The sequence below is a fragment of the Bacteroides faecis genome, from assembly GCF_020091505.1.
In the GTDB taxonomy this organism is placed as follows: domain Bacteria; phylum Bacteroidota; class Bacteroidia; order Bacteroidales; family Bacteroidaceae; genus Bacteroides; species Bacteroides faecis.
Genome location: NZ_CP081916.1, coordinates 2,010,239 through 2,023,402, shown reverse-complemented (window position 1 = coordinate 2,023,402; position 13,164 = coordinate 2,010,239). Strand labels below are relative to the sequence as shown.

Sequence of the window (13,164 nt, the reverse complement as noted above, 5' to 3'; positions counted from 1 at the left end):
AGGAGATTTTGTCGGATGACAAACAATAAGGGTTCAGAACATGAAGTCAGTGGTATTCGTGTTCTCATAGTGTTATTTTATTTTCTTAAGTCAGAGAAATAAAATAATGTATAATAAGTTTGGGATATGAGATTCTTTTTATATATCTTTGCGTCGTATTTATTTCCGTTACCTAAGAAGTAATAGACATGATAACACACTAATAACCAGCATTCTGATTATATTCTATTCTAATTATTGCAGTTTTCAACGTAAAAACAGTTCAACCGATTTGCTTCTGTTCTCTTTTCCAGTTCAAAACCTTTCAGGTAGATTTGAGTCGTCTTAATAGATTTGTGTCCCAATGATTCACTGATCATTTCAATAGGTATACCCTGGTATTTGGCATTCGTTGCCCAAGAATGGCGGATGGTATATGAGGTGACAGCCGACTTTAAGTGAAGTTCCCTTGAAAGACTTTTCAGCTGATTATTGAACCGACGAAGCGCCGACTGGTATTCTTTATACATGCTTTCACCTTTTGGGCTTTTATTCCCTCTCAGAATACTGAATAAATAATTCGTTCCATCTTCCCGAACAGGGTCATTATTGCGAAGTTTACTGATCGTTGGCAGAGATGACTCCAGCACCTCAAGACTAACAGAAGTGCCTGTCTTGATACGGTTATATCTCAATACCCCTTGTGCCAATGCCGACTTTTCCAAATGCGCAAAATCCGCAAAAGGCATTCCGCAGAACTGGAACATCAGTCGGGCAATCTCCTGAGTACGCCGCAAGTGCTTAGACTGGGGTGTTTTATAAAGAAGTGTATGCAGTTCCTTTACAGGTATTGCCTTTTTCTGCCGGACATCCACACCGGTATATACATCACGAAACAATCGGGGGATAAAACGGGCGATACCAGCTTCCACACCACGATTGTAAATACAGCGCAGCATTCGCATATAGGTAGAGATCGTATTGAGTTTCAGTTTGCAATCGTACAGGTATTGTCCGTAACGTCGCAAAGACTTGCGAGTGATCTGCTCGAATGCAATATACGTACTGCCATGAAATCTCGTAAATGAAAGAACCGCATTCTTATACACATGTGCCGTAGAATAGCGCCCTTCTTCCTGCAAACTCCGGATATACGCTTTGGCACATCCGGTAAATCCAATTTTAGCTCTTTTCTGTTTCATAATCTTGTTATTTTTATTTGGTTACTTAGGGAATATAACACAATCAGCCACTTGTTTTGTCGTTAAGGCACCTAAAAAGCTCTTAAACGATTATCAATCTGATAAATCCTATCATAATAGATGTATCAACCGGCTTGCTGAATTCAAGTTATAAACGCGACATTCCTATTTAAACTTCTCCATATATTTTTTAAACTGTTTCATATTTTTAAAGGCTATGGCTTCTTTAGGCGACATGAATCCTAGCCTTTTTCTCGGTCTTATATTAATTTCGTATGTAATTTCCTTCAATCTTTCTCCCGTAATATATTTAAACTCTTTGTCTTTAGGTATATACTGTCTAAGTATTCCATTTAGATTCTCATTAGATCCTCTTTCCCATGAATGATATGGTCTTGCAAAGTAAAATTTAATACCCAGTTCTTTTGCAATTTCCATATGCCCTGCAAATTCGCTTCCATTATCGGATGTTATAGTGTGTATATATCCCTTATACGGTTTTAATATGTTAATTGTCGCTGTTGTTACCCACCTTGCTTCTTTACTGGGCAATTTTGCTGTCCATAAAAATCCTGCTTTCCTGTCATTAATGGTCAGAATAGCTCCTTTCTGTCCTTTTCCAATAACTGTATCAATCTCCAAATCGCCCAATCTGCTTCTTGTATCCACAATAGGAGGTCTCTCCGATATACTTGTGCGGTTTTTCACCCAACCACGATCCTTATTCTTGTTCCCTCTCTTTTTATGTTTCCTGCCTCTTCTTCTTAAATACCAGAATAGATTTCCGGCATTTTGTTTGTCTTTCCATATCCACTGATACAGGCGTTCATGAGAAACCATTGGGTAGCCTAAGAGCTTGCATCGTCCACATATTTGCTCAGGGCTGTAATTCAGATCAATCAACATGGTACGAGCATGAGCTTCGACTATATTTGTAAACTTTACGTAACGAGAACGCTGTGATTTGCGTAACTCATACCTATATTGTGCATAATCTCCGTCATACTTGTCGGAAGCCCGCAATTTATTACGACGTAACTCACGATAAATGGTACTACGATGTACACCTAATAAAGAGGCAATATCATCTTTCTTTTTACCTGCTTGCAGATACGCTTCTAATTTGTATCTTTGTCCTTCGGTTAATTGTTTCATCTTGCAACTGATTTGGTAGGAGATTGAGGAGGCAAGATAGGAACTTTATTCCAAGGGAGAAGCAAGATGAAGTTTTTTTTCATCAGCTTCTCTCTAAAATTATGCTTCTACACTAAATTCTCAATCAACTGTCGCATTTATAACTTGAACCCAGGCTTCTCTCTCTATGTATTGTTTATCCAATTATTGCTGTCACCCATCACAAAAACACAAATAACACACTCATAGTCAAGGCTTAACGCTGTGACGGCAACAGGTGACGGCACGGTGATGACAACTATTGCCGTCACACGCACATCGACTACACTGAACTCGCTACTATTGACTTTTGACACATACACTCTAGTATAATAAGTTTCCATACGCTGGAACCAATGTTTTCCAGCGTCCGAAACTTTGGTTTCAAGGCTTTGAAACTTTAGTTTCAAGCCGATGAAACTTTAGTTCCAAGCTGAAGAAACTTTAGTTCCAAGCTGAAGAAACAAAAGTTTCAAGCTGAAGAAACAAAAGTTTCAAACGGGAGAAACTAAAAAGCTCTATATAGAACTACAAACAGACCATAAGGAACCATTGAAAACAAGGCAGTGTGACAGCAAAATTTGCCGTCACACTGCCGTCACCTACTGCCGTCACCTCATTAATCACTCATATTCAAGATATTATACCCAACAAAGTGACAGATGACAGCAATTTATAGTTTTTATTTTTATAGAGAGACTAGCTGACACGTAAGTATATCATAAGAATGTTAATCCAATTGTTGTGAATGGCAGAGTTTTTTCTTTTTCAAACTTTGTATAAAGGCTAAATTCTATTCGCTCATCATTGCAAAGAAATGATTAAATGGCTACTTATTTCCCGGAAACAACCCGTATGTTTTCCGTTTCTGTTCCATTAGCTGCCTGGTTCTTTCTCTATGCGATGATTTTCTATTAGTCTTTCTTCCCAGATAAAAAGGGAATCCGAATCCGACACTTACATTCAGATCACGGGCGAATGTAGAACTTTTATAGACTCCTCTCTCCACCTTTTCTCCCGTATAAAGGTCTGTTACATATTTACGATAAGTAAATCTCCCCAATGGCTGTATATAATTGACATTCAACAGTAAAAAACAATTTCGACTGAGCTTATAGTTGGCGGTAATACCTGCCGAAAGAATAAAAGCATCGATACTCTCACTACCATAGTTACTTTCATCATCCCCTCTATACTCTATCTTATATAATTCATTTCCTCCTTTTTTCTTTAGTTCCGCACAAACACGCTGATAGGAAATGCTATTCACACCAATCCCCAAACGAGGATAAAAAGCCCAATGGGAATTTTCAAAGCGATAAGCAACACCAAAATCCAGACAGGGATTAACGTCCGGTTTTTGCGTTCCCGGTATGAGATTATTCACATAGTAATCCGCTTCGACTGCATGGACTAATTCAGTATAACAATCCCGCCTATATTTCACGGGAATCCCCAAACGGATATTCGTATACCATCCCCATTTACGCGAAAAGAAATGTTGCAAACGAAGGTTGATAGCAGGAAACACAGATTTCCGGTCCGACATTGCAGTGTACATATTTCCCTTCCCCCGATAAGCCAGGTCAAAACAGGTTCCCACATCCAAGTCTAACTGTAGCAACTTATTCTTGGTAGATGGATCTTTAAGAAACAGGCTTTCCTGCGCCTGCGATACAGGCACAACACATGCAGTAAACAATAGCATGGCTAATAAATGTACTTTCTTCATAGACAGCAGATTTAATAGAAAGTAACCGGATCGCTCAGCCGTTCAACCGTTTCACCGCTTTCCATTGTCAGCACTACACGAAAACGGAACTCTCCGCCTGATTGGGGAATGGTCAATAACGCCTTATATATCTTGTTTACTTCATCTATCATGGATATAACCCCTCCATTAACAGTATAATCTGTCTGCTGATCTTTAACAAACGTCTTTGGATAGTCATAAAAGCAGGAAGTGACTTCTGCTCCTGCGGGAAATTCTTCATTAAAAGCTGTTTCCGTAAATATCTGAATCTTTTTGATGCCATCCGATAATACATGGCGAAGATAATGATCGGCGTCATAAGATTCCGGATCTTTTTCCCCCGCATCTGTCAGCAAACGAATCTCCATCATATAAGCCTCTTTGAGAACTTTGTTATCAAGAGCCTCCTTAGGTTTCTCACCTGCATTATCCCAATGATATAACTCCACTTCTTTCAAAGTACAGGAGATGTCTATCGGTTCAGCCAAATCCTGTTCATCGCAAGTCATGGCTGTCACCACCAGAAACAGTAATGATAGCAGTAGCTGAGTCAAGTGCTTTTTCATACGTATTATTCTATTAGTTTTCACAAAGTTAACCTTTTTCTAATAGAAAAATGCGCCAAAAAGCCTTTTACTGCTTATTGGCGCATTTTTTTCTTGAATTTATATCGGTTAGTCCAGCGTAAACTTCTGAGAGCCGATCAGATTTCCGCCCTCGAAGATATCCAAACGATAGTTTCCGGCATACAAAAACTCTTCCACATCCCAGAATACATTCACGTTCTGTTCCTCACCGTTGTATTCGATATACTTTTTGATGGAGTAAGTCAGTGTACGGTTTTCGTAAGAGAAAGTGTTGGATGCACTCTTGGTCAGTGCGTCATTATCCGGTTTGGTGATACGTATATAGATGGTACGTTCGCCATTCTCTGCCGTAATATTCTTCACGACTGTAAAGCTGATAGCCAGCTTCACGATGTCTTTCACTTTCTTTGCAACCTTCCCCCGTTTATTGCGCGGTTCGATACGGATATTGGTCACATCGAGCTGGGCAGCCAGTGTCACCTTCTTATCCAGATTCTCCTTTTCTTTGGAAAGTGTACTGATTTGCTGTGAAGCAGTGTTGTATTTCTGCGTAACGTCTGCAATCACCTGTTGCTGGCGTTTATTGATTCTGTCCAGTGAGTCTATCTGATTGACGTAGCCTACCAATATCTTACGCAAAGTGGCAAGCTCCTTTTTCAAACGACGGATTTCCGTTGCATTCGAGCTTTTCACGGTACGGAGTTCTTCGAGCAATCGTTGAGTTTTCAATTGTTCCTGCTCCAGCAACAGTGCGAGAGAGTCATTAGTTACCGTAAACTTTAACTCATCATACTTTTGCACAAACTGGCTATACTCATTCTCCAAATCTTCCTTATCCAACTGAAATTCCTGTACCAGCTCGCGATTGGCTTTCTTTTCAGTAAACAACAAATAAGTGATGCCGATAATCGCTATCACCAAAACAGCTACAGCTGCAATAAGAAGGCTTTTTTTGTTCATAGTTCCAATTGTTAATCGATAACGGGCACAAAAGTAATCATTTCGTAACAGAGTAACATAGTCTTGGGCATTTTCTTTAACGAAAATTATTACGGAAAAATTTCTTTAATTAGGATTATCGTTGTAATTTTGTCGCGCTAAAAAGCATGAAATAAATTATCAACTTTTTAAATATATAGTATTATGTCAAAAGTAACCGTAGTAGGCGCAGGTAACGTAGGTGCTACATGTGCAAATGTACTTGCTTTCAATGAAGTAGCAGACGAAGTAGTAATGCTGGACGTTAAAGAAGGCGTTTCAGAAGGTAAAGCAATGGATATGATGCAGACAGCTCAACTGTTGGGTTTCGACACAACTGTAGTAGGCTGCACTAACGACTATGCTCAGACTGCTAACTCTGACGTTGTTGTAATTACTTCAGGTATTCCTCGTAAACCGGGTATGACTCGCGAAGAACTGATCGGTGTAAACGCTGGTATCGTTAAATCAGTGGCAGAAAACATCTTGAAATATTCTCCCAATGCAATCCTTGTTGTTATCTCTAACCCGATGGATACAATGACTTACCTGTCATTGAAAGCTCTGGGCTTGCCGAAGAACCGCATCATCGGTATGGGTGGCGCACTGGACAGCTCTCGTTTCAAATATTTCTTGTCTCAGGCTTTGGGCTGCAACGCCAACGAAGTAGAAGGTATGGTTATCGGTGGTCACGGTGATACTACTATGATTCCTTTGACTCGCTTCGCTACTTACAAAGGTATGCCTGTAACTAACTTCATCTCTGAAGAAAAACTGAACGAAGTGGCTGCTGCTACTATGGTGGGTGGTGCTACTCTGACTAAGTTGCTGGGTACTTCTGCATGGTATGCACCGGGTGCAGCAGGAGCATTCGTAGTTGAATCTATCCTTCACGACCAAAAGAAGATGATCCCTTGTTCAGTATATCTGGAAGGAGAATACGGTGAATCAGACATTTGCATCGGTGTTCCTGTAATCCTTGGCAAGAACGGTATCGAAAAGATCGTTGAACTGGATCTGAACGCTGACGAAAAAGCTAAGTTCGCTGCCAGCGCAAAAGCTGTTCACGGAACAAACGCTGCTTTGAAAGAAGTAGGTGCTCTGTAATTAGCAATCCCCTTACATTTATATAAGCTAAGAAAGAGGTTGTGTCAAAACGCTGGCACAACCTTTTTTTATGCACAAAGCCCAGACTTTCACAAGCCCGGGCTTTGTTATTACCCAAAGTTTTTGTATCTTTAGGCATAAAGTTTTTCGTTATGGCAAAGTTACATTTTCGTCCTTACATTCCCAACCAAACAGTTCTTTTTCCCGGAAGAATTGATGAAAACATAGCAGCGAACGATCCGGTTCGCATAGTTAATACTGTTGTTGATAATCTCAATCTTGACAATTTCAAGAAGCTTTATAAAGCAACCGGTCGTTGTCCTTATCATCCTAAAATGATGCTTAAGGTGATTATCTACGCCTACATGAACAATATCTATTCGTGCCGCAAAATAGAGAAGCTTCTCCTACGTGATATTCATTATATCTGGCTTTCCGGTAATGAACATCCGGATTTTATTACCATCAACCGTTTTCGAAACCGTGTAAAAGAGGAAATAAATACCGTATTCACGCAGTTGGTTCTTGTCCTTGCCGACAAAGGTTTCATCAGCCTTGACGTAGAGTATATCGACGGTACCAAGATTGAGTCCAAAGCCAACAAATATACTTTTGTCTGGCGCAAGACAGTCGAAAAGAACCGTACAAAGCTGATGGATAAGATCCGCATTCTCCTGGAGCAGGTGGATGAAGTCATAGCCCAAGAGAACTCCATGAAAGATACACCCGTAGAGTTCACTCCCGCCATGCTCTCAGATATAGTGAATGAACTTAAAGAGGTGCTGGAACACCAGCCTGTAACAAAGGACAAGGAACAAAAGAAGGTCATCCGGGAAAAGAAGAAACAGGTCCGGGAACTTGAGGAGTACCGTGACAAGTTGATAGAATACGACAACCATCTTGATACTCTTGGAGAACGCAACTCCTACTCCAAGACCGATCCTGATGCCACCTTCATGCGCATGAAAGAAGACGCCATGAGAAACGGACAGACCAAACCCGGATATAATCTGCAAATAGGTACCGAGAACCAATTCCTCATAGACTTCCGACTGTTTCCCAACCCAACCGACACACTGACCCTCATACCTTTCTTCCACTCCTTTGAGCAACGCTATAACCGCTTACCAACTGTCGGTGTGGCAGACTCCGGTTACGGCTCGGAAGAAAATTATCGGTTCATGCAAGATAATGGGATAGAAGCCTTTGTCAAGTACAACTACTTCCATAAAGAACAGCGTCCCCGTTATACCCCCAATCCATTCCATGCGGAGAGTCTCCATTACAATGCGGGGGAGGATTATTACGTTTGTCCTATGGGGCAGCACATGAACCGTATAGGAACTAGACGTGACAAAACAGCAAGCGGATACATCACCGAAAGTGCCCGATATAAAGCACAAAGATGTGAAGGGTGTCCTTTGTGTGGCAGTTGCTTTAAAGCTCGGGGGAACCGTATGATAGAAGTCAACCACCGGTTAAACCAATACAAACGGCAGGCACGGGAAAGGTTACTCTCGGAAGAAGGCATCAGGCATAGGGGAAGGCGATGTATAGAACCGGAAGCAGTTTTTGGACAAATGAAACACAACATGGCATACAAAAGGTTCCGGCATGTGGGAGAAGACAAGGTTACAATGGACTTTGCCTTCTTTGCTATAGCTTTTAATATCAAAAAGATGTGTACAAAACTACTAAAAGCAGGAAAGAGAAGGAGTGCACACACTATATTTATCTTTATCAGACCACGTGTGACTCAAAATACGACGAATATTAAGCCTTATTACCTAATTACTGAAAAAATAGTCGCATAGACAAAAAAGAGGAACGACTATTTTATATTAAAAAAAGAAGGGGATGTGCCTTAGTTTTGACACAGCCCCTTCTTTCTTTTCTATCCAATAGTTGTCATTCACTCTTTACATTCTGAGAAACCCACATTCCAATGTCCTGTTTACTCAAAGCAGCCGCCATAAGGTCCGGAAACTTATCCGGAGTACAGGCAAATGTCGGCACTCCTATGGAAGCGAGAAACTCAGCATGCCCCTTGTCGTAGGACGGAGCACCGTCATCGTTCAACGCCGGAAGGACAATCAACTGCACACCGCTATTGACCAACGAGACAAATTTCTTTCTCATTTCTCTGGAGTCTCCTCCTTCGTAAAGGTCAGTCACCAACACCATCACCGTGTCCTGCGGACGGGTAATGACTCCCTGACAATAAGTCAGCGCACGGGCTATATCGGTTCCTCCCCCGAGCTGTACCCCGAAAAGCAGATCCACGGGATCTTGCAAATCATCCGTCAGATCAACGACTGCCGTATCAAAAACCACCATACGGGTAGATACCGCCGGAATGGATGCCAACACAGAACCGAATATGCCGGAATAAATGACCGACGTCCCCATAGAACCGCTTTGATCCAGACACAGGATAATGTCTTTCATCGCTTTCCGTTTACGCCCATAACCAATACGGATTTCGGGAATAATCGTCTTATAGTCCGGTTGGTAGTTTTTCAGGTTCTTGGTAATGGTCGTTTTCCAATCTATCTCATTGTAACGCGGGTTCCTGCGACGGCTGGAACGGTTCAAAGCACCGGTTACCGCCTGTTGCGTAGGAGCCGACAGTTTGCGAAGCAACTCCTCAACCACCTTGCGGACTACCTGGCGTGCCATCTCCTTATTCTTTTCAGGAATCACCCGGCTTAACGACATCAGGGTGGCAACCAGATGAACATCGGGGACGACCGTTTCCAGCATTTCTTTTTCGGTAAGCAGACTGGTCAGATTCAGACGTTTTATAGCATCCCGCTGAATCACTTGTACCACTGTCTGCGGAAAGAACTCACGGATATCTCCAAGCCATCGGCTTACTTTGGGAGCCGAGGAACCCAGCCCCCCTCTTCTGTCACTATCATATACAGCTTCCAGAGAATGGTCTATCCGCTGTTCTTCCAGATTCAATGTCACGCCTGTACCGTCAGCCTCATCACCGCCCAGTATCAGACGCCACCTTTTCAGTAATTCTTCTTCCATCTTCTTTCCTTTACTTTGTTTCCAGTCCCAATAATTGACGAATCACGGGGATTACCTTCTTTGCTTCTTCCCGATTCAGACACTCATTCTCCGTTACCGAAGCTCCTACGGCAGATGATGTGCCCGTAGAATCCGTACGACGGGCTTTCTCACCCAGCTTACGGCGTTCGGCAGAGGTAAATTCGCTGAAAGTACGCCTCAATACAGGCAACAGCTCCATAAATGTGTCTTTGTCCTGCGAACATACCCAGTTATTCACCAAATTCCAGAGACGGTCGTCCAGCAACAGGATCGAACCGGATGAACGCAAAAAGCCTTCGAACCAGTATGCCATATCTGCCGGAGCATTGCCAACAGAAGAATAAAAACTAAGTGTCGTCTCCATCTCCTCTGCGGAGATTTCCCCTTTGTCATTCAGCAGACGGGTAGCATAACCGGACAACAACGGATGCACATTGGCAGAAGAACGTACCTGACCGATGAAATTGCGCCACATCAGGTTCAGTTCTTCCCGATTCAGAATGGAGAGCGCATAGTCCGTGGCAACCAATTTATTCAGAAGATCACCGGCAGCCTCTTCATCGATATTGATACACACCAATACACCACCCGCAAGAATACGGGCAATCATGGCTTCGAGCATATCACCGACCTTCGAGAAATCAAGATCACGCACGTTTCCGTAACGGACGATATTCACCAGATCGGGGACCGCCTCCATCATTTCCAGAATATCGGTAGAAGCAGCCGAAAGACGGTCCAACTGTACGGTCATCGCTTCTACCAGCGCCGGAAGATCGGCGGGGAGGACCGTACTCAACAAAGCTGTCAGTTCCGGGATATGCTGAATCTCCGCCATCTGTTTCAACAGATATTTCTGCGTAGCTTCCATCACCGTGTTTCCCCAGATAGCCCGTTCAATGATTTGGATGATTTGTTCCGGTTTGTGATACAAGGTCCATTTTTCCTTGAAAGTACCTTTCCCGTCTATCCGTCCGAGGATAGTCCAGTCGATGCCCAGCAGTTGCAGGCGATGGAAGAAGATACTTCGCTCCAGATCATTCGGCTTGCGGAGGTCTAATATCAGTTCTTTGATCTCGGCGGTGAACGGAACACGCAGACGTTTCTGTATTTTCTCCACGTCTACCAGCAGAGGTACTTTGGGAACGTCATCAGGTACACTTCCCAAGCGGTTGCTGATGATCAGTTCTTCTTTGATAATCTGCAACAAAATATCATCTCCGAAGCCCATCACCGTAGTGACAGCTTCGTTATATTCATTCAGAGAAGGATAAGGCAGATCTCTCAAAGCAGCCGTCACCTGTGCCAGACGGACGGTTTCAATAACATGGGCTACCGAGATATCCATATTCTTCTGCCGCAACAGAGAGGCGATCCGGCTCACCCAAAGCGTGCCATCATCCTCCGGATGATGCCAGAGATAATGATACCAGCCCGAAGATTCGATTCCCGCACCGTACCCGCTGCGGAAAGCAAGCCGGTCATACGTCCACGGAATCCATGTACATTCTACCTTTACTTTGGGAAGTCCCTTCAGTAGTTCATTATCGTCCTTTACTTTGGGCATATCGTCCAGTGCGGGTACATGCCATGCACCACAGACGACGACAATGCGTTCGAAATTCTCCTTCTGTGCCGCACGTATCATTTTACGCATCCACGCTTCACGTATCAGGTCACGCGGAGAGGTGTGCCCCGGAAGTTCTTCCCGAAGAGCAGTCACAGCCTCTTGTACCGCCTGAAAAATATCGGCAGGTTCTTGCCGGTGTTCAATCATAGTTTCCCACCAGGATTCACCATCAGTAAATCCTGCGGCATGAGCCAGCCAGTCGAACGGGTCGCCGGCTTCTGCGACTTCAGCGGTCGTTTCCGTCTCCTGTTCAGAGGTCTTTTCTGTCCGAAGAGCCAGCGAATAGATCAGAGGCAAGTCGAAAAAGCGGAAAGGTATCCGGTTCTGTACGGCATAACGCATCGCCTGCCACTCGGGCGAGAACTCCGCAAAAGGGTAGAACACTGCATTCTGAGGCTCGTCCGGCTGGTATGCCAGCAAAGCTACCGGAGGCGTCATCTGCGGATTTTCCACACAGGCCAGCAGCGCTTCGGCTTCTGCCGGACCTTCTACCAGAATCAGATCCGGTTGCAGTTCCTGCAAGTAGTTCAGCACATTGCGGCACGAGCCGGGACCGTGATGCCTGATGCCTAGTAAATGAATAGCCATTTCTTCCTTTCTTTTTAAATCATATCCCTTGAAGCACGGTAAATATCTTTCCAGCCGTCCCGGTTCTTCACAACCGTTTCCATATATTCCTGCCAAACGACTTTATCCTGTACGGGGTCTTTGACCACTGCACCCAAAATACCGGATACGAGATCTTCGGCATGAATTTCTCCGTCACCGAAATAACCTGCCATCGCCAGTCCATTGTTTACCACCGAAATAGCCTCTGCCGTGCTAAGCGTTCCGCTCGGAGTCTTCAGTTTCGTCTTACCGTCGGCAGTGGCGCCCTGACGAAGTTCACGAAAGATAGTAACGACACGGCGAATCTCCTCCAGAGCAGGCTTTTCAGCCGGGAGCTGCATTACTTTCTCAAAGCTCTCTACCCGTCGGCGCACAATATCTATTTCTTCATCAATAGAATCCGGCAAGGGAAGAATGACCGTATTGAAACGGCGTTTCAAGGCGCTTGACAGATCATTGACTCCCTTATCCCGATTATTAGCAGTAGCGATGATATTGAAACCGCGGATTGCCTGTACTTCTGTATTCAGCTCCGGGATGGGCAATGTCTTTTCAGAAAGAATGGTGATCAGTGTATCCTGCACATCGGAACCGATGCGTGTCAGCTCCTCAATACGGCCTATCTTACCTTCCTGCATAGCTTTCATAACCGGAGTTTGCACCAATGCTCCCACACTCGGACCTTCCGCCAGCAAACGGGCATAGTTCCACCCATAACGGATCGCTTCTTCACCGATGCCGGCCGTCCCCTGCACTATCAAAGTGGAATCACCGGAAATAGCAGCGGCAATATGCTCGCTCACCCAGCTTTTCGCAGTTCCGGGCAGTCCGTAAAGCAATAGCGCACGGTCGGTGACAAGGGTTGCCACAGCTATTTCCATCAGACGACGGTTACCTATATATTTAGGAGAAACTTCAAATCCGTTTTTCAATTTACCGCCCATCAGGTAGGTAACCACTGACTGCGGAGACATCTCCCAATTCTCCGGAACGGGATTTGTTTCATTCTGTTTCAACTCGTGAAGTTCTTCTGCAAATTGCTGTTCAGCATGTTGTCTTAATAAAGTGCTCATATCTTCTTTCTGT

10 protein-coding genes are annotated in these 13,164 nt (G+C 43.8%); 2 read left to right on the top strand and 8 right to left on the bottom strand.

All coding sequences use genetic code 11. The features are described from left to right. Positions 1 to 230: 230 nt before the first annotated feature. From K6V30_RS08040 to K6V30_RS08020, 5 genes are all read right to left on the bottom strand, one after another. Complete coding sequence (locus tag K6V30_RS08040) at positions 231 to 1,181, bottom strand: tyrosine-type DNA invertase cluster 3b (RefSeq protein ID WP_055268522.1); 951 nt, start codon at positions 1,179 to 1,181, stop codon at positions 231 to 233. Positions 1,182 to 1,346: 165 nt separating this feature from the next. Beyond that, entirely contained in the window at positions 1,347 to 2,336 is a 990-nt protein-coding gene (locus tag K6V30_RS08035; RefSeq protein ID WP_055271871.1) for an IS30 family transposase, read from the bottom strand. Positions 2,337 to 3,183: 847 nt separating this feature from the next. Next, on the bottom strand, positions 3,184 to 4,086 hold the full coding sequence (locus K6V30_RS08030) for a hypothetical protein (RefSeq protein WP_011109018.1): 903 nt from the start codon (positions 4,084 to 4,086) through the stop codon (positions 3,184 to 3,186). An 11-nt stretch (positions 4,087 to 4,097) separates the two neighbouring features. Then, positions 4,098 to 4,673 carry a DUF5034 domain-containing protein gene (locus tag K6V30_RS08025; RefSeq protein WP_008760832.1) on the bottom strand — a complete coding sequence of 192 codons (576 nt, stop codon included), beginning with the start codon at positions 4,671 to 4,673 and terminating at the stop codon, positions 4,098 to 4,100. A 108-nt stretch (positions 4,674 to 4,781) separates the two neighbouring features. Continuing rightward, positions 4,782 to 5,654, bottom strand: coding sequence for a hypothetical protein (locus K6V30_RS08020; protein WP_008764168.1), 873 nt, complete (start codon positions 5,652 to 5,654; stop codon positions 4,782 to 4,784). Between the two features lie 183 nt (positions 5,655 to 5,837). Here K6V30_RS08020 and mdh point away from each other — a divergent pair, with 183 nt between their 5' ends. Beyond that, positions 5,838 to 6,779 carry a malate dehydrogenase gene (mdh, locus tag K6V30_RS08015; RefSeq protein WP_008760830.1) on the top strand — a complete coding sequence of 314 codons (942 nt, stop codon included), beginning with the start codon at positions 5,838 to 5,840 and terminating at the stop codon, positions 6,777 to 6,779. 152 nt (positions 6,780 to 6,931) lie between these two features. Then, positions 6,932 to 8,593 carry an IS1182-like element ISBthe2 family transposase gene (locus K6V30_RS08010; RefSeq protein WP_008763902.1) on the top strand — a complete coding sequence of 554 codons (1,662 nt, stop codon included), beginning with the start codon at positions 6,932 to 6,934 and terminating at the stop codon, positions 8,591 to 8,593. A 94-nt stretch (positions 8,594 to 8,687) separates the two neighbouring features. Here K6V30_RS08010 and K6V30_RS08005 read toward each other — a convergent pair whose 3' ends face one another. The 3 genes from K6V30_RS08005 to K6V30_RS07995 are packed head-to-tail and all read right to left on the bottom strand — an operon-like array spanning position 8,688 to position 13,151. Continuing rightward, positions 8,688 to 9,818, bottom strand: a complete 1,131-nt coding sequence (locus K6V30_RS08005) for a vWA domain-containing protein (protein WP_010536536.1) — start codon at positions 9,816 to 9,818, stop codon at positions 8,688 to 8,690. Between the two features lie 10 nt (positions 9,819 to 9,828). Continuing rightward, positions 9,829 to 12,057, bottom strand: coding sequence for a DUF5682 family protein (locus K6V30_RS08000; RefSeq protein ID WP_055271270.1), 2,229 nt, complete (start codon positions 12,055 to 12,057; stop codon positions 9,829 to 9,831). Positions 12,058 to 12,071: 14 nt separating this feature from the next. Continuing rightward, the gene (locus tag K6V30_RS07995) at positions 12,072 to 13,151 is read right to left on the bottom strand and encodes an ATP-binding protein (RefSeq protein ID WP_016269429.1); all 1,080 of its coding nucleotides are present in this window, start codon (positions 13,149 to 13,151) and stop codon (positions 12,072 to 12,074) included. Positions 13,152 to 13,164: the final 13 nt, after the last annotated feature.